The sequence below is a fragment of the Blastococcus sp. SYSU D00820 genome (genome assembly GCF_054050695.1).
The window spans coordinates 26,680-47,971 of the sequence record NZ_JBJGZW010000033.1; the positions used below are offsets into that span (position 1 = coordinate 26,680).

Here is a 21,292-nt window from a genome sequence, read left to right on the forward strand (position 1 = left end):
GCGCGCAGCACGGGGGCTGGACGTAGCGACCTCGCGCCTCCGGGCATACCGGTTGCGCCGCTCGCGCGGGCGCGGCGGCGGGGCGGCCGGTCTCGTCAGGCGGCGGTGGCGCGGAGGGGTGCGGGCGTGCGGATCTCGGTGCCGTCTGGCCGGTAGGTGCGCCATCGGCCGTCGGGTTGCCGTTCGATGCGGAAGCCGTGGTGCACCTTCGAGTGGTGCCGTTCGCACAGCAGCGCGGAGTTGTCCAGGCTGGTGGCGCCGCCGTCGATCCAGTGCACCAGGTGGTGGACGTCGCACCAGTGCGTCGGGGCGGTACACCCGGCGAACACGCAGGCCCCGTCCCGGGCCTCGACCGCCCGCCGCAGGTGCGGCGGCACGACGCGGGCGGTCCTGCCCACGTCCAGCGGCTGCCCCTCCGGGCCCATGACCAGGCGGGTGACCTCCCCGTCGCAGGCCAGCCAGCGGGCCCGTGCGGCGGAGATGGCGGCGCCGAACCCCATCCGCCCGGCGCCACGGCCGGTGTCGGGCGAGGCCAGGTCCGACAGGGGGATCGTGGCGACCACGTGCGGCTTGCGGGTGCGCAGCACCGGCAGCGACCCCGACGCCAGGGAGTTGTCGAAGACCTGCGCGAGCGCGTCCCCCCGCCGCTGCGCGCGGGTGCGGGTGTCGTCTGCGGGGCGGTCGGCCTGCTCGTGCGACGCCAGGGCGGCCTCGACCTTCTCGGCGGTCACCGGGTCGAGTTCGGCACGCAGGGTCATCGATCCGTCGGCGTGCCGCGTGGTGTGCGCCGACCGCTGCTCGGTCGGGTCGGGTTCCGGCCCGTCGGGGTCGAGATTGTCGACGTACTTCTGCACCGCTTGCACGAGGTTCTCGACCGGTTGGTCGACCGCGACCTGGGTGAGCACCGCGTCGATCACCGCCAGGTCTACCCCCTGCGCCGCCGCGGCGGCCAGCCGCGCGGGGGTCACGGCGTCGGCGACAACGTGCACCTGCTGCGCGCTGACCAGCCCGGCCGCGAACGCCTCCGCGAGCGCGGGGAGGTGCTCCAGCGCGCGGCCGTTGCGGACCAGCCGCAGCGCCTCGGACCTGGCCATCCGGCAGTGCCCGACCAGCCACGAGGTCATCGCCTTCAGCCCGTCGCGCTCGGCCGCCTGGGACAGTTCCGCCGCCCGCACCTGCCGGGTCAGCTCGGCGTCCCGCCGGTTGCGCTCGGCGACCCCGGCAGCGATCGCGTCGAGGACATCGCCTCCCGGATCAACCGTCGAACACATGTACGGAGTTTACTCGGATCCCGAACGCCGGACAAGATGAAAGCGCAGCTCAGAGCGGGCGCGACGCTCGTCGAGGACCGGACCGGGCAAGGGCCGGAAGCGCGATTCCGGCACCGCGCAGCATCTGGCTCAGGCCTCGTCGCCCACCAGCGACCCACCCGCCACCAGGCCCCCTGCCGGGTGCCGCAGCGGCACGTCGGGCTCCTCGCGCGAGACGGCGTCCCGCCGGACGGCGGGCACGAGCAACGCGGCGAACCAGGCCAGCACCAGCCCGCCGGTGAGCACGAGGAACCCGTTGACGTAGCCGGACTCGGTGGGCAGGCCGGTGGGCCCGGGGTGGCTGGTCACGACGGCGGCCATGACGGCGGAGCCGATGGAGCCGCCGATCGTGCGGATGTTGGCGTTCATCCCGCTGGCCACGCCCGTCTGCGACCGGGGCACCGCGGTGACGACGAGGTTCGACATCGAGGAGAAGATGACGCCGGACCCGCCACCCATCAGCGTGGTCAGCGCGACCACCTGCCAGGGCGTGTCGTGCAGCAGGGCGAACAGCACGTAGCCCAGCACCGACGTGGCGATCCCGGCGAGCAGCACGTTCTTGGAGCCGTAGTGCTGACCCAGCCGGCCGGCGACCAGCCCGACGAGGAAGGCGACCGCCGTCTGCGGCAGCACGAGCAGCCCCGACTCGGTCACGGTCGCGCCGAAGCCGTAGCCGGCCGACGGCGGCGTCTGGAGGAACTGGGAGAGGAAGGCGAACGACGCGTACATCGCCAGCCCGACCATGAGGGCCACCAAGTTGGTGGTCCACACCGCCCGCAGCCGCATCATCCGCATGTCGATCAGCGGGGAGCGCGACCGTGACTCCACGACGATCCAGGCGACGGCGAGCACCAGGGCGGCGGCGAGCAGGCCGAGCACCGCCGGCGACGTCCACCCCCACGACGAGCCCTGGCTGACCGGCAGCAGCAGCGCCACCAGCCAGGCCGACAGCAGCCCCGCCGCCGCCCAGTTGACCCGCCCGCCGGGCCGGCGCGGCGACTCCGACAGCACCGCCTGCGCCGCGACGCAGGCGACGACCAGCACGACGAACGGCGCCCAGAACAGCCAGTCCGGCCCGAGCGCGTCGACCAGCGGACCGGCCAGCACCAGCCCCACCCCGGAGCCGGCCGCGCCCATCGAGGCGATCACGCTGATCGCCGAGGGCACGTCCTCCTCGGCGAACCGGTCGCGGACGATGCCGAAGGCCAGCGGCATGACCCCGCCGCCGATGCCCTGGACGACGCGCCCGGCGATCATGACCGGCAGCGACGTGGCCAGCGCCGAGACCAGGCAGCCGACGGCGAGCGTGGCCAGGGCGAGGACGAACATGCGCTTCTTGCCCGTCATGTCGCCGAGCCGCCCGACGACGGGCGTGCAGATCGAGGCGGCGAGCAGGTAGGCGGTCAGCACCCAGGTGACGTCGGCCTGGGTGGTGCCGAGGGCGTGCTGGATGGTCGGCAGCACCGGGATGACCAGCGACTGGAGCAGCGCGAAGGCCAGCACCCCGGAGGCCAGGACGACGAAATCCACGCGTCCCCGGCGCACGCGGGGGCGCGGAGCCGTGCCCACGATCGCGCCCACGTTCCCTCTTCCTGCCGGCACGTCGTTGTAGCACGCAACGGCCGCCGTCCCCGACCGCTCTCCGGCTCAGCGGGACGTCCCCGCCGGCGCGCGGCCGGCGGGGACGGAGGGAAGCGGGGTTCAGGCGACGGCGCGGCGGCGCGTGACGACCGCTCCGGCCACCAGGGCGAGCACGGTCCAGGCGGAGAGGACGAGCACCGACTGCGTCTGCGCGTGCCCCTGGGCGAGCGCCACGACGGCCTCGACCGGGTCGACCTTCGTGCCGATCTCCGGCTTGAACCCGCGCAGCACCGGCATGACGCCGAGGACCACCAGGTACAGCGTGGTCAGCGCGGCGGGTGTGTTGGCCAGGGCCGCGCCGGCACCGGCGCCGATCACCGCGAAGACCGCGCCGGCGGCCGTGGCCACGACCATCGCCCGGCCGGCGCCGTCCCAGCCGGCGCCGCTCTCGAGGAGGGCCAGCACACCGGCGGTGAGGGCGGTCGACACCGCGGCGAGGGCGGCGGCCAGCACCGCGACGGCGACGGTCTTGGTGGCCAGCACCTGCCCGCGGCGGGGGGTGAGCAGGAACGTCGTCTGCACCGTGCGGTGGCTCCACTCGCCGGCGGTCGACAGGACGCCCACCGCCAGGAGGACCAGCGAAGTGAGCATGCCGACCACCCCGAGCGGGCCGGCGACGCCGCTGAGCGGCTCGCTGCTGGCGCTGCTCACCACCGCCACGGCCGCGGGCGCCAGCAGGGCCGCGACCCCTGCCAGCGCCTTGCCGGAGCGGGTGGACAGCGACGAGCGGATCTCGATGCCGACCAGGGTGGCCAGGGGCGCGGCCCCGGCTCGGACGGCGGGACGGACGGGAGTGGGGACGGCGGCGGTCGTGGTGGTCATGGCGGGCTCCTGAGGAGAGAGGGGCGATCAGGCGGTGAGGGAGAAGAAGACGTCCTCGAGACGCCGGGCGACCGGGCGCAGGTCGACCAGGGCGATCCCGGCGGCCGCGGCGACGGCACCCACCGCGGCGGGCTCGGCGCCGGGCACGTGCAGGGCGCCGGCGTCGTGTTGCACGTGGAACCCCGCCCGCTCGAGGGCGGTCGCCAGCGCGGCGGGGTCGGTGGCCACGACCGCCGTCCCGTCGCCGCCGAGCAGCGAGGCGACCGGGCCGTCGGCCACGATCCGGCCGTTGCCGATGACCAGCAGCCGGTCGACGGTGTGCTCCACCTCGCCGAGCAGGTGGGAGGAGAGCAGCACCGTGCCGCCGCGGACGGCGTGGCCGCGGAGCAGGTCGCGCATCCAGCGGATGCCCTCGGGGTCCAGCCCGTTGGCCGGCTCGTCGAAGACGAGCACCGGCGGGTCGGTCAGCAGCGCCGCGGCGATGCCCAGCCGCTGGCGCATGCCGAGGGAGTAGCCGCCGATCCGCCGTCCGGCGGCGCCGGCCAGGCCGACCTGCCCGAGCACCTCCTCGACCCGCGCGGCCGGCACCCCGACGCGGGCGGCCAGCAGGCGCAGGTGGGCCCGTCCGGTGCGGCCCGGGTGGACGGCGGAGGCGTCGAGCAGCGTGCCGACGACGGCACCGGGGTTCGGCAGGTCGACGTAGGGCCGGCCGTCGACGGTCGCCGTGCCGGCGCTGGCCGGCACCAGGCCGGTCATCATCCGCATGGTCGTGGTCTTGCCGGCGCCGTTCGGCCCGAGGAAGCCGGTCACCGTGCCCGGCTCCAGGACGAACGAGACGTCGTCGACGACGGTGCGGGGTCCGTACCGCTTGGTCAGTCCGCTGACCGAGATCATCATGGCCTCCTCGACCGACCGGCTCGTCCGGTCACGGCGACGAATCTGCTCGCTGGAGGCGGGTCCCCGCGTCGGCCGGGCGGCTGGACCTGCGGTCGACGGACGTCGCGGCCGTGTCATCCGGAAGTCGATCCGCGGGCAGCCGATCGGCCGACCCGCGGCGGGGCCAGGGGGAAATACGCTTCGCCGCATGAGGCTCCGGGACCGCGTCTGGCCCGGCCTCGGCGCGCGCAGCCTCTGGTTCGAGGCCCTGGTCGCCCTGCTGGGCACCGGCACCGTCGCCATCGGGGTCGTTACCCCGGAGGCCCGGCTGGTGGCCGACGCGACGCTGGTCGGCGGCGGCGTGGTGCTGGTGGTGAGCCTCTTCCTCTTCCGTCGCTCCACGCCGCTGGTGCCCTTCGCCGTCAGCGCCGTCCTGGGTGCGCTGGTGCCGGCCCTGACCGTCGCGATGCTGCTGACCGCCTACGCGGTCTGCCGGTACGTCGGGCGGTGGTCGGTGCGGATCGGCGCGGGGGTGGTCGGGGCGGTCGCCCTCACCCGGCCGTGGACGCTCGGCACGCGCGACGAGGCCGTCGGCGCGCTCGGCGCGATCGCGCTGGTGCTGGTGCTGCCCGGGGCCATCGGGGTCTGGCAGCGCACCCGCGCGCTGCTGCTCGCGGCGCTGCGCGACCGGGCGGAGCGGGCCGAGGCCGAGCGCGAGCTCATGGCCCGGGAGGCGGTGCACACCGAGCGGACCCGGATCGCCCGGGAGATGCACGACGCCGTCGGCCACCGGGTGAGCCTCATGGTGCTGCAGGCCGGCGCCATCGAGGTCGCCGCCGCCGACCGCGACCGGGTGGAGCAGCTGGCCGCGCAGGTGCAGACCGCCGGCCGGCAGGCGCTGGAGGAGCTGCGCCAGATGGTCGGCGTGCTGCGGGAGGCGGAGATCGACGAGGCCGCGCCGCTGGGCCCGCAGCCGGGCCTGGCCGACCTGCCGCGGCTGGTCGCCGCGGCGCGCGAGGCCGGCATGGCCGTCGAGCTGCGCGACCTGCCCGGCGAGCCGGTGGACCCCACCGTCGGCCGGGCGGCCTACCGGATCGTGCAGGAGGCGCTGACCAACGCCGGCAAGCACGCGCCCGGGGCGCCGGTCTGCGTGACCGTCGAGCGGGCCGGCGGCGAGCTGACCGTGCGCGTGGTCAACGGCGCCGGGAAGACGGCGGCCGCCCCGCCCAGCGGCGGGTACGGCCTGGTGGGGTTGAGTGAGCGGGTGCGCACCCTGGACGGCCGGCTGACGGCGGAGCCGCGGCTGGACGGCGGGTTCGCCGTCGAGGCGGTGCTGCCCTCGTGAGCGGACAGGGGCGTGAGCATCGCAGCGAGGGACGAGCGAGGAGCGGAGCGCCCCGCGGTAGCGAACCGGGGACACCATGACCGACGCCGGTCCGATCCGCGTGCTGCTGGTCGACGACGAGGAGCTGGTCCGCTTCGGGCTGCGCACCGTGCTCGAGGCGACCGGCGGCTTCGAGGTGGTCGGCGAGGCGGGGGACGGGCGGGCCGCGGTGGCCGCCGCCGAGCAGCTGCGACCCGACGTCGTCCTCACCGACATCCGGATGCCGGTCATGGACGGGCTGGAGGCGACCCGGCGGATCCTCGCGCTGCCGCACCCGCCACAGGTCGCCGTCCTCACGACCTTCCACGTGGACGAGTACGTGTACGCGGCGCTGGCCGCCGGGGCCGCCGGCTTCCTGCTCAAGGACACCCCGCCCCGGGAGATCGCCGCGGCGGTGCGTGCGGTCGCCGACGGCACCGCGACGCTGTCGCCCAAGGTCACCGCGACGCTCATCGAGTCCTACGTCGACCGGCGGACCGCACCCCGCCGGGCCGCCGCGCTGCAGCGGATCGCCGAGCTGTCCGAGCGCGAGCGCGAGGTGCTCGTGCTGCTGGGCGGCGGCGGCTCGAACGCGGAGCTGGCCCGGGAACTGTTCGTCAGCGAGGCGACGGTGAAGACCTACGTCAGCCGGCTGCTCACCAAGCTGGGCCTGGCCAACCGCACGCAGGCGGCGATCCTCGCCCACGAGGCCGGCCTGCTGGAGGGCTGAGCCAGCGCCGCCACCGGCACCGGCACTCCCTCCGGGTGAGGCCGCTCCAGTCGTGCACAACCGATGTCGATGACGCCGCATGCGCCGACAGCGTTCCGCCGCCGACCAGCAGATCGCCGACCTGCTGCGCACGGCCAAGAGGTCCCTGCGACTGAGCGTGGCCTTCCTGAGCCGGCTCGACGGCACCACCCAGCACCTCGAGGTGGTCGAGTCCTCGCTCCCGGTGCCGGTGCGCGAGGGCGCCGCGGTTCCCCAGCGGACGTCGTTCTGCCAGGCCATCCTCGACGGCCGGCTGCCCGCCGTGATCCCGGACGTGAAGCGCTTCCCGGCCGCCATGGCGCTGCCCTCCGCGCGCATCCCGCGCATCCGCAGCTACGTCTCCGCGCCCGTGCGGCTCAGCGACGGCAGCCTCTACGGCACGCTGTGCGCCTTCGGCCTCACCTCCGACCACGAGCTCGCCGAGCGCGACAAGGCGCTCATGGACGTGCTGGCCGCGGCCGCCGCGGTGATCGTCGAGCCCCAGGTGCGGGAGCAGCAGCGACGGACCGAGATCGAGGGCCGGCTGCTGCCGGTCATGGGCGACGGCGGGCCGGTGGTCGCCCTGCAGCCGATCGTCGACCTCGTCACCGGCCGGCGGGTCGGCGCGGAGGCGCTCAGCCGCTTCCCCGCCCCGTGGGAACGGGCGCCGGACACCGTCTTCGCCGAGGCGCACAGCGTCGGCCTCGGTCATGCACTGGAGCTGCTGGCCCTGGAGCGCGCGGCCGCGCACCTCCCTGCCATCGACGGCTACCTGGCCGTGAACGTCTCCCCCGCGACCCTGCTCACCGACGGCTGCGCGCGGCTGCTCCAGCAGCTGCCGCTCCCCCGGGTGGTGCTGGAGCTCTCGGAGCACGACGCCGTCGAGGACTACGCCGCCCTCTCGGCCGTCCTCGGCCCCCTCCGCGCAGCCGGGCTCCGGCTGGCCGTCGACGACGTCGGCGCCGGCTTCTCGTCGCTGCGGCACATCGTGGTCACCCAGCCCGACGTCGTGAAGATCGACCGCAGCGTCGTGACGGGCCTGGCCGGCGACCACGTCCTGCGCACGCTCGTCGGCTCGCTGGTCACCTTCGGCCACGGCTGCGGCGCCCGGGTGGTCGCCGAGGGCGTGGAGACGGCGGACGACGCCTCGGCGCTGCGCGACCTGGGCGTCGACTGCGGGCAGGGGTGGTACTTCGGCCGCCCCGGCCCCGCGGAGGCGCTGGCCGCCGGGGCGGCCGTCCCGGCCTGACCACCTCGGTACCTCATCCCGCGCGCGGCCCCGGCCGGCGGATCCGGTAGACGACGTGGTCGGGCGGGTCGATCGGGTTGTCCGGCGTCAGCGGCCCCTCGGCGATCCGCTCGAAGCCGGCCTTCTCCAGCGCCCGCCACGACGCGACGTTGCCCAGCGCGACCGGGACGACGACGTCGCGGGCGTCGGGATAGCGCGCCCAGCAGCCGGCCACCGCCGCGGCGATCATCCGGCTCCCCCCGCCACCGCGCGCCGCCGGCTCGCCGATCAGGTAGTCGATGCTCAGCGCCCCGGGCGGCAGCTCCACCAGGGGCGAGAGCTCCTCGACGTACTCCGGATAGGCGGCGATCGGATAGCGCTGCACCAGGCCGAAGGGGACGTCGCCGGAGCAGGCGAGCAGCATCTCCGTGGCGTCGGCGCCGTCGACGCTCGGCCCGAAGTCGGCCTCGACCGCCGCCGGGTCGTGCGCCCACCAGCGGGCGACCAGGGGCTCGGCCAGCCACCGGGCCAGCAGGTCGAAGTCGGACCGGCGCAGCGGGCGGAACGTCGGCGTCCCGTCGGGCACCGCGCCAGGTTAGCGCCGGAACACACCGCTGCCGGTGTTCATTGACCGGAGCAGACGGACAGAGAGGACACCATGCCCAAGACCTGGTTCATCACCGGCGCCTCCCGCGGCTTCGGCCGCGAGTGGGCGACCGCCGCCCTCGAGCGCGGCGACTCCGTGGCGGCCACCGCCCGCGACACCGCCACCCTCGACGAGCTGGTCACCCGCTTCGGCGACCGCTTCCTGCCCCTGCAGCTCGACGTCACCGATCGCGAGGGCGGCATCGCCGCGGTGCGGGCGGCGCACGAGCGGTTCGGCCGGCTGGACGTCGTCGTCAACAACGCCGGGTACGGCCAGTTCGGGATGATCGAGGAGATCAGCGAGGCCGAGGCGCGCGCCCAGTTCGACACCAACGTGTTCGGCGCGCTCTGGATCACCCAGGCGGCCCTGCCGTTCATGCGCGAGCAGGGCAGCGGGCACATCCTGCAGGTCAGCTCGATCGGCGGCATCGTGGCGCTGCCCAACATCGGCATCTACAACGCCTCGAAGTGGGCCCTGGAGGCCTTCAGCCAGTCGCTGGCCCGCGAGGTCGCCGGCTTCGGCATCAAGGTCACGATCATCGAGCCGGCCGGCTACGACACCGACTGGGCCGGCTCGTCGGCCAGGCACGCCACGCCGAACCCCGCCTACGACGCCTACCGGGAGAAGGTCATGGCCGCCCGGGCCCGTGGTGGCGCCTCCGCCGGCGACCCGGTGGCCACGCGCGACGCCGTCCTCCAGTTGGTCGACGCCGAGGAGCCGCCGCTGCGGGTCTTCTTCGGCAAGGCGCCGCTGGCCATGGCGACCAAGGAGTACGAGTCGCGGCTGGCGACCTGGCGGGAGTGGGAGCAGCTCTCGATCGCCGCGCACGGCGGCTGATCCGCGGCGCCCGGGGACGGCGGGACCGTCGTCCCCGGGCCCTACGGTGCAGTTCATGGTCCCGACGGTGACCCGCGAGCAGGTCCTCGGCTTCCGCGTGCGGGCCCAGCAGCTCGACCGCGACACCGGCACGGTGGCCGACACCGCCGTCCTCGACCTGGGCGCGCAGGACACCGGCCCGGACCGCGGCCGCTGGGCCCTGGCGATCCGCGGGCTGCACCCGGTCGACCCCGCCGAGCTGGCGATCGCCTGGACGCTGCGCGGCGCGCCGCACCTCTACCGCCGCGCCGACCTGCCGGGCGTCGCCGCCGCCACCGCGCCGTTCTCCGAGGCCGACGCCGCCAAGCGGATCTTCGACGCCGCCAAGCCGCTGGTCGCCGCCGGCATCCCGGTCATGACCGCGCTCGACACGATCGCCGACGCCATGCGGTCGCTGGTCACCGGGCCGATGGTCAAGGGCGAGCTGTCGGGCCGGCTGAACGCGCTGCTGCCCGAGCCCTACCTGCGGTACTGCCGGCCGTGCGACGCGATCCACCTCTACGAGCAGCCGTTCCGGCTGGCGGCGCTGCGCGCCGGGCTCGAGCTCCAGCCCGACACCTCCCCGCCGGTGCTGCAGCCGGTCCCGGGGCTGGCCCCGGCCCCCGAGGTGCCGGCACACCTGGACGTCGTCCGAGGGGTGCTGCGGTTCCTCGGCCCGGTCACCCCGCAGCACGTGGCCGGCTTCCTCGACTCCCCGGTCAAGGACGTGAAGGCGCACTGGCCCGAGGACGCCGTCGAGGTCGAGGTCGACGGCCAGCGGCGCTGGCTGCTCGCCGGCGACGCCGACCGGCTCGACGCCGGTCCGCCGCGCGGCACCCGCCTGCTGGGCCCGTTCGACCTCCTCCTGCAGGGCCGCGACCGCGACCTCCTGGTCGGCGCCGACCGGGTCAAGCAGGTCTTCCCGGTGCTGGGCCGTCCCGGCGTGGTGCTGGCCGACGGCGACCTCGTCGGGGTGTGGCGCCCCCGCAGGTCCGGGTCCGCCCTGACGGTGACCGTGGAGCTGTGGCAGCGGGCCGGCACGGACGCGCGGGCCGCGATCGAGGCGGAGGCCGAGCGGCTCGCCGCCTTCCGCGGCGCCCGGCTCAAGGCCGTCGAGTTCGGCTGACCCCCCGGCGTCAGGCCGCCAGGACGGCGTCCCGCTCGCCGGCCGCGACGAGGTCCGCGTAGCGGCCGCCCGCGGCGACCAGCTCGTCGTGGGTGCCGCTCTCGGCCACCCGGCCGGCGTCGAGGACGGCGATCCGGTCGGCATCGCGCACGGTGGACAGCCGGTGCGCGATGGTGATCGTCGTGCGGCCGCGGCGGGCCTCGTCGAGCGCCGCCTGCACCGCGCGCTCGGTGCGGGTGTCGAGGGCACTGGTCGCCTCGTCGAGCACGAGCACCCGCGGATCGCGCAGCAGCGTGCGGGCGATGGCCAGCCGCTGCTTCTCGCCGCCGGAGAACCGGTGCCCGCGGGCGCCGACCACCGTGTCGTAGCCGGCCGGCAGCGCGGCGATCACGTCGTGGATCTGCGCCCGCCGGGTGGCGGTCTCGATCTCGGCGTCCGTGGCGTCGGGCCGGGCGTGCCGCAGGTTCTCGCGCACGGTCGTGTGCAGGAGGTAGGTCTCCTGCGAGACGACGCCGACGACGGCCGCCACGGTGGACAGCCGCAGGTCGCGCAGGTCCACGCCGTCGAGGGTGACCCGGCCGGTGGTCGGGTCGGCCAGCCGTGCGACCAGGGATGCCAGCGTGCTCTTGCCCGAGCCGGTCTCCCCCACCAGCGCCAGCGTGCTGCCGGCCGGCACGGTGAGGTCGACGCCGGTCAGGGCCGGGCGGGCGCCGTCGGGATAGGTGAAGCCGACCGCCTCGAAGCGGACCTCGCCGCGCACGCGGGCCGGGTCGAGCTCGACCGGGGACGCCGGGTCGTCGATCTCGACCGGCAGGTCGAGGTACTCGAACACCCGGCTGAACAGCGCCATCGAGCTGGTGACCGAGACGCCGACGTCCAGCAGACCCATCAGCGGGCGGAACAGCGCGCCCTGCAGCGTGGTGAAGGCGACCAGCGTGCCGATCGTCATGCCGCCGGAGGTGACCGGCAGGCCGGCGAACAGGTAGATCAGCGCCGGGATGCCGGCGAAGACGATGCTCATGGTGGCCATGCGCCAGCGGCCGGCCAGCTGCGACCGGACCTCCAGCCCGACCAGGTGCTCGGACGTGGCGGAGAACCGCCGGGACTGCGCCGGTCCGGCGCCGAGGGTCTTGCCCAGCAGCACGCCGCTGACCGACAGCCCCTCCTCCACCTGCCCGTGCAGCTCGGCCAGCGAGCGCTGCCGCTCGGCGGTGACCGCGCGGCGCATGCGCGCCACCTTGCGGGTCAGCGCGATCGCGGGCGGGAGCACCAGCAGGGACAGCAGCGACAGCCGCCACGACAGCGCGACCATCGCGACCACCGTGCCGACCACGGTCGTGGCGTTCGCGGCCAGCGAGGTGGCGGTCGACGTGACCACCGACTGCATGCCGCCGATGTCGTTGGTCAGGCGCGACTGCACCTCACCGCCGCGCGTGCGGGTGAAGAAGCCGAGCGACTGCCGCTGCAGGTGGCCGAAGACCTCCGTCCGGAGGCGGTGCATGACCCGCTGGCCGACCGTGGTGGACAGCCACGTCTGCACCACGCCGAGGACGGCGGTGATGCCGGTGACGGCGACCATGCCGGCGACCGCCCAGACCAGCAGCGGCACGTCCTGCCGGGGGAGGGCCTCGTCGATGACCAGCCGGACGAGGAACGGGGTGGCCAGGGCGACGGCGGAGGAGGTGACGATCAGCGCCACCACGGTCGCGACCTGCCAGCGGAAGGGCCGGAAGAGCGCCGTCACGCGGCGCAGGGGGACGGGCGCTCGCTCGAGCTGCGCCCGGTCCGCGGGATCGACGGTGCGGCCGGCCCGGCCGCTCCCGCCTCCTCTGCCGTTCATGTCGTCGACGACGACCACCTCCGGATGTCGAGAGGTTGCTGAGGCTACCTCATCATCCGGTAACCGCAGGATCGTCGGTACGATTCCCGCCGTGTCCGATCCCGCCACCCTCGGCGACCTGCTCATGCGGGTGGCCCGCGCCCAGCGGCGGCGGTGGCGCGACGTGCTGGCCCCGTGGGAGCTCTCCCCCCACCATGCCCGCGCCCTGCGGGTCGTGGGCAGCAGGGACGGGATGCGGCTGTCCGACCTCGCCGAGGCGCTGCACATCGCGCCGCGCTCGGCGACCGAGGTGGCCGACGCCCTGCAGGCCCGGGGGCTGGTCGAGCGCACCGCCGATCCGGCCGACCGGCGCGCCGTTGTCCTGCGGGTCACCGAGGCCGGCCGGCGGGTGCAGGAGGAGGTGTCCGCGGCACGCGACGCCGACAGCCGGGAGCTGTTCGGCCGGCTGGCCCCGGAGGACCGCGCCGAGCTGGCCCGGCTGCTGCGCGCGCTGGCCGACTGAGCTCCGGCGCAGGCTCCCGCCGCGAGCGGGCGAGCGCTGGGAGCCTGCCTCAGGCCGGCACGGCCAGGTACGGCTCGAGGGCCTCCATGATCGCCCAGCCCGGGCGCCCGCCGACCAGCGTGGTCACCAGCTCCCCGCGCACGAACAGCCCCATGGTCGGCATGCCCATCACCTGGTAGCGACGGGTGGTCTCGGGGTTCTCGTCGACGTCGAGGGTGACCACCCGCAGCCGCGCGGCCTGGTCGTCGGCCAGCCGGTCGATCGTCGGCGCCAGCATCCGGCAGGGCGCGCACCAGCTGGCGCTGAAGTCGACGAGCACCGGCAGCGGGCTGGCCAGCACGTCCTGGGCGAAGGTGGCGTCGGTGGTCGGAGCGGCGGGCATCGGGGCCTCCTCGGGTCAGCGGGGGTGTGCGGCTCCAGCTTCCGCGCGCCACTTGCGACCCACTTGCAACGAACACCTCACCGCAGCACGTACACCCCGAGCGGCCCGCCGCAGTCGCCGACGGCGACCGCGCCCGCGGCGGTGAGCAGCAGGTGGTCGAGGTCGGCGTCGTCCGGGCAGAGCGGCCCGGTCTCGGTCGCCTCCCCGGCAGCGAGGTCCGCCGAGAGGAGCGTGGGTTCCAGGACGGCGCCCCCGACCACGTACGCCCATCCGCCGGCCTCGTCGACCGCCAGGGGGTCGAAGTAGGCGGCGCCGGCGGTCCGCGCCAGCACGGTGGGCACGGCGTCGCCCGGCGAGACGCGCAGCAGCGCGGCGGCGTTGCTGTCCTCCTCCACCACGACCAGCAGGACGCTGCCGTCGGCCAGCACGTGCCGGTCGGCGACCACCGCGCTGACCTGCGACAGCGGCACCTGCGGCCCGACCGGCGCGCCGTCGGGCGTGCGGTACTGCACCCACGGCAGCCGCACCTCGTAGGAGGGGAAGTCCACCGGCGGCACCTCGTCGCTCACCCGCGTGGTGTCCACGCCCACGACCAGCCGCAGCCGGCCGTCGTCGACCGGCACGCCGGGCAGGTCCTCGTCCGGCGGCTCCTCGGCCACGACCTCCCCGGTCGCGACGTCGACGACGACGTCGGCCTCCGCGCCGTTGCCGTCCCTGAGCCGCGCGACGCAGATGCCCTCGTCGTCACACTCCAGCGAGGAGGAGAACAGCAGGCTGTCGTCCCCCGCGAACGGCCAGGGCACGTCCAGCGGCAGGCGGGTGACCTCGCCGGCGGCCGGGTCGAACCGGAGCAGCGCGAGCTCTTGGAGCCCCTCGTCGATGCCGCTGTCGTCGGCCAGCTCCACCAGGTAGACCGCGTCGCCGTCCGGAGCCACGGCCAGGGAGCCGGCCAGCGCGTCCGTGGTGCGCGGATAGTCCTCCCCCTCGGTGAACACGACCGGCTCGCCGAGCCCGCCGGCGGTGACCGGGTAGCTGATCAGCACGTCGGCCGGGCGGGGCAGCTCGTCGCGGTCGATGTCGAACGGGTACTCGCCGAGGACGTGCACCACGCCGTCGTCCCCGACCACCTGCTCCGGGTCCAGGTCGCCGTCGACGACGTCCCGGAAGGCGGCCGAGTCGGTCACCTCGGTGTACGGGCCGGCCGGGACGGCGCCCCCGGCGTCGGCCGGCCAGGCGTTGCCCGCCGCGGCGGGCGCGCAGGCGGTCACCAGCAGCGCGGCGGCGCCCAGGAGCGTGCACCGGCCCCTCATGCCGGCCCCACCAGCCAGAGCCCGTCGTGCCCGCAGGCCGCCTGCACCACGGCGCCGGCGCCGGTGAGCACCAGGTCGTACGCGTTCCCCGGCTGGGTGCAGAGGTCGGTCGTCGTCCGCTCGCCGGTCTCCGGGTCCACGCTCACCAGCTGCGGGCGCTCCAGATCGACGACGGCGAGCACGTGCAGCCAGCCGGTGGCCGGATCGGCCGCGACCCCGTGGACGCCCGGCACCTCCGCCAGCCGCAGCACGACCTCCCGCGGGCCCCCCGGCGCGACGCGCACGACCTCGGCGGGGGCATCCGCGGTCTCACGCAGGGCGAGCACCGTGCCGTCGTCGAGCAGGTGGACGTCGGACACCCTCGCGTGCCCCTCGGCGAGCGGCACCGGCGCGCCGACGGGCGCGAGGGTCGACCCGTCGCGGCGCTCCAGGGCCGGCCGCCCGGGCGACTCGCCCGACGGGTCCGGCGGCAGGGACCCGTCGACGGTGAGCAGCACGAGCTGCCGGCCGTCCGCGGTCAGCCACGGCCCCTGGACGTCGGCGTCCTCGTCCCGGCGCACGTCCGCGCGGGCCAGCACCTGCCCGGTCGCCGCGTCGATGGTGACCAGCACGGTGCTGGCGAGCTCCCCGTCGCCGACCACCGCCGCGCACACCCCGGTCTCGCTGCAGTCCAGCCCCACCACGCCGAGCACGGTGTCCGGCCGGGGCGGGAAGTCCTCGATGCGGACCTCGACGGTGGTCACCTCCCCGGTCTGCACGTCGACGTGCACGAGCGCCAGCGTGCCGGTCGGCCGGTACTCCTCGGGGGTGTCGACGGCCTGCTCGACCAGCAGCCAGGCGTCACCGTCGGCGGTCGTGGTGAGCGCGGCCTGGCCGGCCCCGGTGGTGGCCGGGTAGTCCTCTCCCTCGGTCAGCACCACCGGCTCGCCGAGCCCCTCGTCGCCGACCGGGTAGGAGACCAGCACGCCGGAGGCGGGTCCTCCCCGTCGTAGTCGAAGTCCAGCCGGCCGAGCACGTGCACCGCGCCGGGGCCGCCCGCCAGCCGGACGACGATCAGCCCCTCGGCGGCGTCGTCGAGCGCGGCGTCGTCCAGCACCGCGGCGAACGGCCCGGCCGGCACGGGGCCGCCGTCCCCGGTCAGGGCGCGGTCGTCCGGAGCGGCGGGAGCGCCGCACGCGGTGAGCAGCAGCCCGGCGGCCAGAGCGACCGTGCGCCGGCCGTTCATGCCGGCCCCACCAGCCACAGGCCGTCGTGCCGGCACGCGGTCTCCACCACCGCGCCGGCTCCGGTGAGCACCAGCCCGTAGACGTTGCCCTGCGGGCAGATCTCGGCCGTCGTCCGCTCGCCCGTCGCGGGGTCGACACCCACCAGCCGGGGGCGCTCGGGGTGGGCGACCGACAGCACGTGGAGCCAGCCGGTGGCCGGGTCCACGGCCAGGCCACGGATGCCGGGCACGTCGGTCAGCCGCAGGTCCACGGTGGGCGCGGCCGCCCCGGGGGCCAGCCGGACCACCTCCGGGACGGTCGCGCCCTCGGCCACCCGCAGCGCCACCAGCGTGCCGTCGTCCAGCAGCTGGACGTCGGTCACCGTGGCGTTCCCCTCCGCCAGGGGCACCGGCGCCCCCACGGGGGCGAGGGTGTCCGCGTCGCGGACCTCCAGCGCCGGGCGCTCCAGCCGCTCGGAGGGCGCGCCCGGCGGGGTGGGCGCCCACGACTCGTCGACGGTCATCACCAGCACCTGCTCGCCGTCCGGGGTGAGCCACGGACCGACGAGGTCGTGGTCCTCGTCGTGCGGCACCTCGCTGCGCGCCAGCACCCGGCCGGTCGAGGTCTCGATCGTGATCAGCAGCGTGTTCCACCACCCGTCGCTGACCACGGCGGCGCACACCCCGTCCTCCCCGCAGTCCAGGCCCTCCACGTCCACCCCGCCCTCGGGGTCCGGCGGGTAGTCCGCGATCGGGACGTCGACGCTGGTGACCTCCCCGGTCTGCACGTCGACGTGCACGAGCACCAGCGTGCCCGTGCCGGGGCGCTCGGCGACGCCGTCGTCGGCCCGCTCGGCCAGCAGCCAGGCGTCGCCGTCGGCCGTCGTGGTCAGCCGGCTCCACGGGGCGCCCGTGGTCGCCGGGTAGTCCTCCTCCTCGCGCGTCACCACCGGATCGCCGAGGTCTCCGTCGCCGACGGGATAGGACAGCAGCAGGTCGGGGGGCGGGGGCGGGTCCTCCGCGTCGGAGTCCCAGGGGATCTCGGCCAGCACGTGCACCACGCCGGGGCCGCCGGCCAGGTGGTGGATGTTCAGGTACGGGACGTCGCCGGGCGCCGCGTCGTCGATCGCGGCGTCGTCCAGCACCGTCGTGAACGGCCCGTCGGGCACGGGGCCGCCGGTCAGGTCGGGGGCGCCCGGTGCGGTGGTGCTCCCGCAGGCGGCCAGCAGGAGCACGGCCGCGGCGGCGGACGCGCGGAGGGTGGGGCTCACCTGCCCCACGGTCCGGGGGGCTCTTGCACGGCACTTGCGGCAGGGTGGCAGCGAGGCTTCCTCCGCCAGATCTCTCACCTCTAAGGTATCGCCCATGAGCGCTCCCGCCCCGGCTCGGCGGATCCGGATCGGCATCGACACCGGGGGGACGTTCACCGACGTCGTCGCGGTCGACGAGCTGACCGGGCAGACGACGACCACCAAGACGCCCTCCACCCCGGCCGACCCGGCAGAGGGCTTCCTGGCCGGGGTCCGCAAGGTGCTCGACCGGATGGGGCTGACCGGCGAGGCGGTCACCGCGGTCAGCCACGGGACGACGGTCGCCACCAACCAGCTGCTCGAGGGCAAGCTGGACCGGCTGGGGTTCATCACCACCGAGGGCTACGAGTCGGTGCTGGAGATCGCCCGGCAGTCGGTGCCCGACGGGTACGGCAACAGCTACTTCTGGGTCAAGCCGCCGCGGATCGTGCCGGCCGACCTGGTGCGCACGGTGCGCGGCCGGCTGGACCACAGGGGCGCGGAGGTGCGCCCGTTCGACCGGGACGACGCCGTCGCCGCCGCCCGGTTCTTCCGCGACGCGGGGATCACCACGATCGGCGTCTGCTTCCTGCACGCCTACGCCGACGACGCCCACGAGCGGGCCATGCTCGAGGTGCTGCGCGCCGAGCACCCGGACGCCGTCGTCTCCCTCAGCTCGCAGGTGCTGCGCGAGTACCGCGAGTACGAGCGCTCGGTGACCACGCTGGTCGACGCGGCGGTCAAGCCGCGGGTCGGGGCCTACGTCACCAACATCCGCACCCGGCTCGACGAGATCGCGCCGGGCGTGCCGTTCTACGTGATGAAGAGCAACGGCGGCGTCCTGTCGGCCCAGGAGGTCGTGCACCAGCCGATCACCACGATGCTGTCCGGGCCGGCGGCCGGGGCGCTGGGCGCCGCGCTGATCGCCGGCACCGCCGGGTTCGACCGGGTGCTCACCTGCGACGGCGGCGGCACCTCCACCGACGTCACCGTGGTCATCGACGGCGAGCCGACGCTCACCACCGAGGGCTCGGTCGGCGACTACCCCAGCAAGATCCCGATGATCGACGTCGTCACCGTGGGCGCCGGCGGCGGCTCGATCGCCTGGCTCTCCCCCGAGGGCACGCTCAAGGTGGGCCCGAAGTCGGCCGGCGCCGACCCCGGCCCGATGTGCTACCCGTCGGGCGGCGACCAGCCGACGGTCACCGACGCGCACGTCGTCCTCGGCCGGATCCCCCCGCACCTGCTGGGCGGGGAGATCCCGCTGTCGGTGGCGGCCGCCCGCGCCGGGCTCGAGCGCCTGGGCGCCACCCTCGACCTCTCCCTGGAGCGCACCGCCACCGGGATCCTCGAGATCTCCGCGTGGAACCAGGCCAACGCGCTGCGCCAGGTCACCGTCGCCCGCGGCCTGGACGTCCGCGACTTCACGCTGACCACCTTCGGCGGCTCGGGCTCGCTGCTGGCCTGCCGGCTCATGGACGTGCTGGGCCTGCCGCGCACGCTGGTGCCGCCCAACCCGGGCAACGTCAGCGCGTTCGGCCTGCTCACCGTCGACGTCCGCAACGACTACGTGCAGACGGTGGTCAGCCGGCACGCCGACCTCGACCTGGACCGGGTCCGGTCGGTCTACGCCGACCTGGAGGGCCAGGCGCAGCGGGCGCTGGACGGCGAGGGCTTCGACCGCGCCGAGCAGCGCATGCAGCGGACGGCGGACCTGCGCTACGTCGGCCAGGCGTTCGAGGTGCGGGTGCCGGTCGCCGAGGGCGACCTCGACGCCGGGGCAGCCGAGGACGTCGCGCAGGCGTTCCACGCCGCGCACCGCCAGCTGTACGGCTACGACTTCGCCACCGATCCGCGGCAGGCCGTGGAGTGGGTGAACCTGCGGGTGAGCGGCATCGGGCCGATCCGCCGTCCCGACCTGGTGGAGCTGCCCCCCGGCGAGGGCGGGACGGACCGGGCCGTCACGGGCTCCCGGCGGGTGTTCTTCGACGACTGGGTGGACACCCCGACCTACGACCGGCCGCGCCTGGCGCCGGGCGACGTCGTCCCCGGCCCGGCGGTGATCGAGGAGTTCGGCTCGACGGTGCCGGTGCATCCCGGCTTCGTCGCGACCGTCGACGGCTACGGCAACCTGCTGCTCACCAAGGAGGACGGCCAGTGACCACGAGCCTGCAGGGCGGGAAGGTCGACGCCGACCCGGTGCTGGTGGAGATCGTGGCCGGCACGCTGGCCGCGATCGAGAAGGAGGTCGAGACCTCCATCGGGCGCACCTCCCGGTCGCCGATGATCCGGGACGCGCACGACTTCCGGGCCGGCATCCACGACCGGCTGCTGCGCAAGCTGACGGGCCGCTCCTACTCGGCGCTGGTGCACCCCGTGGTGCGCGACTACCCGATCGAGACGATGAACGTCGGCGACGTCTTCTTCCACAACGACGTCTACCTCTCCGAGGGCGGCATCGGCCACCTGCCCGACCTGTGCGTGACCGTGCCGGTGTTCGCCGCGTCGGTCGAGACCGGCGAACCGGAGGTCGTCGCCTTCATCCAGGCCTTCGGCCACCACGACGACATCGGCGGCGCGGTGCCGGGCTCGATGCCCAGCGCGGCCACCAGCGTCTACGAGGAGGGCCTGATGGTCCCCCCGATCAAGCTGTGGGACCGGGGCGTGCCCAACGAGAGCGCGCTGAAGATCATGACCCGCAACTCGCGGATGCCCGACTCGCTGGCCGCCGACCTCGACGCCGAGTGCTCGGCCTGCCTGGCCGGCGCCCGCCGGCTGGGCGAGCTGTTCGACCGCTACGGCGTGGCCGCCGTCGAGGCCTGCTTCGACGCGATCCTCGCCAACTCCACCGAGGTCTACCGGCGGGAGATCCTCAGCCAGATCCCCGACGGCACCTACGTCTGGGAGGACTACGCCGAGCACGACGGCGTGGAGGAGCCGAAGCTCCACCGGCAGCGGATCACGCTGACCATGGACTCCTCGGCCGAGACGCCGCTGGTCATCGACTTCACCGGCACGGGCCCGCAGGCCAAGGGGCCGATCAACCACTGCGGCGACTACGCCGACGGCAACTTCCTCAAGAAGTGGCTCGCGCCGATCCTGCGCAACCTGGCCGGGACGCCGGAGCGGATGGCCCAGCTCGACGTCAACGAGGGCGTCGTGCCTTTGATCGAGATGCGCTTCCCCGAGAAGGGCACGCTGCTCACCCCGATCTTCCCGGCGCCGACCAACGCGCGGACCTTCGTCATCCTGCGGCTGCTCGGCGTGCTCGCCGGCGTGCTGGCCAAGGCCACCGGCGGCCGGATGCCCGCCGACCAGGAGACGATCCGCTACACCGGCGTCTACGGCACCGACGCCGAGGGCCAGCCCTACCTCATGCGCGAGGTGCTCGGCGGCGGCTCGGGCGGGCGGTACTACGCCGACGGCGAGGACACCATCCACGTCGTCCCGGACTCGCGGAACCTGCCCACCGAGTTCACCGAGGGCCGCTTCCCGCTGCGGGTGGAGCGGCTCGGCCTGGCCGTGGACTCCGGCGGTCCCGGCCGCTACCGGGGCGGCTGCGGCTACGAGAAGCACATCCGGGTGCTGCGCGACGCCCACTTCATGTCGATCGCCGACCGCTCGATCCTCGCCTGCTGGGGCGTCCACGGCGGCCGGGCCGGGCGGCCGTTCCAGATCACCGTCGACCCGGGCGGTCCGGACGAGCACGACGTCGACGCGCTCGCCGACGCCGAACCGCTGGCCGCCGGCACCGTGGTGCGCATCCGCACCACCGGCGGCGGGGGCTGGGGCGATCCGCTGGACCGCCCGGTCGAGGAGGTGCTGCGCGACATCGCGTGGCGCAAGGTGTCGGTGCGCGGCGCCCGGGAGGACTACGGCGTCGTCGTCGGGGACGACGGCGCGGCGGACGTCGCCGCCACCGAGGCCCTGCGGGCGGAGCTGCGCGCGGCCCGGCCGGAGACCCGGCCGTTCTTCGACCGGGGCCCGGGCTACGCCACCCTCTCCGGCGGGGCCGCGTTCAACGAGTTCGACCTGCTGTAGCGGGGGGGGGGGGGGGGGGGGGGGGGGGGGGGGGGGGGGGGGGGGGGGGGGGGGGGGGGGCGGGCCCGCCGCCCCCCCCCCCCCCCCCACCCCTCCCCCAAACACAAGC

General features: G+C 75.3%; 19 protein-coding genes. 8 read left to right on the forward strand and 11 right to left on the reverse strand.

Annotated elements, in window-relative coordinates:
- Window positions 1–95 precede the first annotated feature (95 nt).
- The 4 genes from ACI79R_RS22415 to ACI79R_RS22430 all read right to left on the reverse strand — a co-directional run bounded on the left by ACI79R_RS22415 (window position 96) and on the right by ACI79R_RS22430 (window position 4,670).
- Complete coding sequence (locus ACI79R_RS22415) at window positions 96–1,271, reverse strand: DUF222 domain-containing protein (protein ID WP_456575896.1); 1,176 nt, start codon at window positions 1,269–1,271, stop codon at window positions 96–98.
- A gap of 129 nt (window positions 1,272–1,400) precedes the next feature.
- On the reverse strand, window positions 1,401–2,840 hold the full coding sequence (locus tag ACI79R_RS22420) for an MFS transporter (RefSeq protein WP_456575897.1): 1,440 nt from the start codon (window positions 2,838–2,840) through the stop codon (window positions 1,401–1,403).
- Between the two features lie 171 nt (window positions 2,841–3,011).
- The gene (locus ACI79R_RS22425; RefSeq protein ID WP_456575898.1) at window positions 3,012–3,773 is read right to left on the reverse strand and encodes a hypothetical protein; all 762 of its coding nucleotides are present in this window, start codon (window positions 3,771–3,773) and stop codon (window positions 3,012–3,014) included.
- 27 nt (window positions 3,774–3,800) lie between these two features.
- The gene (locus ACI79R_RS22430) at window positions 3,801–4,670 is read right to left on the reverse strand and encodes an ABC transporter ATP-binding protein (RefSeq protein WP_456575899.1); all 870 of its coding nucleotides are present in this window, start codon (window positions 4,668–4,670) and stop codon (window positions 3,801–3,803) included.
- A gap of 187 nt (window positions 4,671–4,857) precedes the next feature.
- On the opposite strand from ACI79R_RS22430, the gene ACI79R_RS22435 reads away from it, so the two are divergent.
- The 3 genes from ACI79R_RS22435 to ACI79R_RS22445 all read left to right on the forward strand — a co-directional run bounded on the left by ACI79R_RS22435 (window position 4,858) and on the right by ACI79R_RS22445 (window position 8,009).
- Window positions 4,858–5,994 carry a sensor histidine kinase gene (locus tag ACI79R_RS22435; RefSeq protein WP_456575900.1) on the forward strand — a complete coding sequence of 379 codons (1,137 nt, stop codon included), beginning with the start codon at window positions 4,858–4,860 and terminating at the stop codon, window positions 5,992–5,994.
- 76 nt (window positions 5,995–6,070) lie between these two features.
- Window positions 6,071–6,742 carry a response regulator transcription factor gene (locus ACI79R_RS22440; RefSeq protein WP_456575901.1) on the forward strand — a complete coding sequence of 224 codons (672 nt, stop codon included), beginning with the start codon at window positions 6,071–6,073 and terminating at the stop codon, window positions 6,740–6,742.
- A gap of 79 nt (window positions 6,743–6,821) precedes the next feature.
- On the forward strand, window positions 6,822–8,009 hold the full coding sequence (locus tag ACI79R_RS22445; protein WP_456575902.1) for an EAL domain-containing protein: 1,188 nt from the start codon (window positions 6,822–6,824) through the stop codon (window positions 8,007–8,009).
- 13 nt (window positions 8,010–8,022) lie between these two features.
- Here the strand turns inward: ACI79R_RS22445 and ACI79R_RS22450 are convergent, their stop codons facing one another.
- Window positions 8,023–8,574, reverse strand: coding sequence for a GNAT family N-acetyltransferase (locus tag ACI79R_RS22450; RefSeq protein WP_456575903.1), 552 nt, complete (start codon window positions 8,572–8,574; stop codon window positions 8,023–8,025).
- Between the two features lie 72 nt (window positions 8,575–8,646).
- Here ACI79R_RS22450 and ACI79R_RS22455 point away from each other — a divergent pair, with 72 nt between their 5' ends.
- Window positions 8,647–9,471: an SDR family oxidoreductase gene (locus ACI79R_RS22455; RefSeq protein ID WP_456575904.1), complete on the forward strand. Its 825-nt coding sequence runs from the start codon at window positions 8,647–8,649 to the stop codon at window positions 9,469–9,471.
- Window positions 9,472–9,526: 55 nt separating this feature from the next.
- Window positions 9,527–10,615 (forward strand): winged helix DNA-binding domain-containing protein, encoded by a 1,089-nt coding sequence (locus ACI79R_RS22460; protein WP_456575905.1) that lies wholly within the window; start codon window positions 9,527–9,529, stop codon window positions 10,613–10,615.
- A gap of 10 nt (window positions 10,616–10,625) precedes the next feature.
- On the opposite strand, the gene ACI79R_RS22465 is transcribed toward ACI79R_RS22460, so the two are convergent.
- A complete protein-coding gene (locus ACI79R_RS22465; protein ID WP_456575906.1) occupies window positions 10,626–12,359 on the reverse strand; it encodes an ABC transporter ATP-binding protein in 1,734 nt (577 codons plus the stop codon).
- 187 nt (window positions 12,360–12,546) lie between these two features.
- On the opposite strand from ACI79R_RS22465, the gene ACI79R_RS22470 reads away from it, so the two are divergent.
- A complete protein-coding gene (locus ACI79R_RS22470) occupies window positions 12,547–12,957 on the forward strand; it encodes a MarR family winged helix-turn-helix transcriptional regulator (protein ID WP_456575907.1) in 411 nt (136 codons plus the stop codon).
- A 49-nt stretch (window positions 12,958–13,006) separates the two neighbouring features.
- Here the strand turns inward: ACI79R_RS22470 and ACI79R_RS22475 are convergent, their stop codons facing one another.
- From ACI79R_RS22475 to ACI79R_RS22495, 5 genes are all read right to left on the reverse strand, one after another.
- Entirely contained in the window at window positions 13,007–13,339 is a 333-nt protein-coding gene (locus tag ACI79R_RS22475; RefSeq protein WP_456575908.1) for a thioredoxin family protein, read from the reverse strand.
- A gap of 77 nt (window positions 13,340–13,416) precedes the next feature.
- Window positions 13,417–14,649 carry a hypothetical protein gene (locus ACI79R_RS22480; RefSeq protein WP_456575909.1) on the reverse strand — a complete coding sequence of 411 codons (1,233 nt, stop codon included), beginning with the start codon at window positions 14,647–14,649 and terminating at the stop codon, window positions 13,417–13,419.
- Window positions 14,646–15,614 carry a hypothetical protein gene (locus ACI79R_RS22485; RefSeq protein ID WP_456575910.1) on the reverse strand — a complete coding sequence of 323 codons (969 nt, stop codon included), beginning with the start codon at window positions 15,612–15,614 and terminating at the stop codon, window positions 14,646–14,648. Before ACI79R_RS22485 ends, ACI79R_RS22480 begins: the two co-directional genes overlap by 4 nt.
- Window positions 15,560–15,874 (reverse strand): hypothetical protein, encoded by a 315-nt coding sequence (locus tag ACI79R_RS22490; protein WP_456575911.1) that lies wholly within the window; start codon window positions 15,872–15,874, stop codon window positions 15,560–15,562. Before ACI79R_RS22490 ends, ACI79R_RS22485 begins: the two co-directional genes overlap by 55 nt.
- A complete protein-coding gene (locus ACI79R_RS22495) occupies window positions 15,871–17,124 on the reverse strand; it encodes a hypothetical protein (protein ID WP_456575912.1) in 1,254 nt (417 codons plus the stop codon). The genes ACI79R_RS22490 and ACI79R_RS22495 overlap by 4 nt, the downstream gene beginning before the upstream one ends.
- A 94-nt stretch (window positions 17,125–17,218) precedes the next feature.
- Between ACI79R_RS22495 and ACI79R_RS22500 the strand changes: the two genes are divergently transcribed.
- Window positions 17,219–19,303 carry a hydantoinase/oxoprolinase family protein gene (locus ACI79R_RS22500; protein ID WP_456575913.1) on the forward strand — a complete coding sequence of 695 codons (2,085 nt, stop codon included), beginning with the start codon at window positions 17,219–17,221 and terminating at the stop codon, window positions 19,301–19,303.
- Window positions 19,300–21,183, forward strand: a complete 1,884-nt coding sequence (locus ACI79R_RS22505) for a hydantoinase B/oxoprolinase family protein (RefSeq protein ID WP_456575914.1) — start codon at window positions 19,300–19,302, stop codon at window positions 21,181–21,183. The genes ACI79R_RS22500 and ACI79R_RS22505 overlap by 4 nt, the downstream gene beginning before the upstream one ends.
- Window positions 21,184–21,292 lie beyond the last annotated feature (109 nt).

Coding starts and splice junctions, on each gene's coding strand:
- ACI79R_RS22415 (WP_456575896.1), bottom strand. CDS start 1,271: ATGTGTTCGACGGTTGATCCGGGAGGCGATGTCCTCGACGCGATCGCT.
- ACI79R_RS22425 (WP_456575898.1), bottom strand. CDS start 3,773: ATGACCACCACGACCGCCGCCGTCCCCACTCCCGTCCGTCCCGCCGTC.
- ACI79R_RS22430 (WP_456575899.1), bottom strand. CDS start 4,670: ATGATGATCTCGGTCAGCGGACTGACCAAGCGGTACGGACCCCGCACC.
- ACI79R_RS22435 (WP_456575900.1), top strand. CDS start 4,858: ATGAGGCTCCGGGACCGCGTCTGGCCCGGCCTCGGCGCGCGCAGCCTC.
- ACI79R_RS22440 (WP_456575901.1), top strand. CDS start 6,071: ATGACCGACGCCGGTCCGATCCGCGTGCTGCTGGTCGACGACGAGGAG.
- ACI79R_RS22445 (WP_456575902.1), top strand. CDS start 6,822: ATGCGCCGACAGCGTTCCGCCGCCGACCAGCAGATCGCCGACCTGCTG.
- ACI79R_RS22455 (WP_456575904.1), top strand. CDS start 8,647: ATGCCCAAGACCTGGTTCATCACCGGCGCCTCCCGCGGCTTCGGCCGC.
- ACI79R_RS22460 (WP_456575905.1), top strand. CDS start 9,527: ATGGTCCCGACGGTGACCCGCGAGCAGGTCCTCGGCTTCCGCGTGCGG.
- ACI79R_RS22475 (WP_456575908.1), bottom strand. CDS start 13,339: ATGCCCGCCGCTCCGACCACCGACGCCACCTTCGCCCAGGACGTGCTG.
- ACI79R_RS22480 (WP_456575909.1), bottom strand. CDS start 14,649: ATGAGGGGCCGGTGCACGCTCCTGGGCGCCGCCGCGCTGCTGGTGACC.
- ACI79R_RS22490 (WP_456575911.1), bottom strand. CDS start 15,874: ATGAACGGCCGGCGCACGGTCGCTCTGGCCGCCGGGCTGCTGCTCACC.
- ACI79R_RS22500 (WP_456575913.1), top strand. CDS start 17,219: ATGAGCGCTCCCGCCCCGGCTCGGCGGATCCGGATCGGCATCGACACC.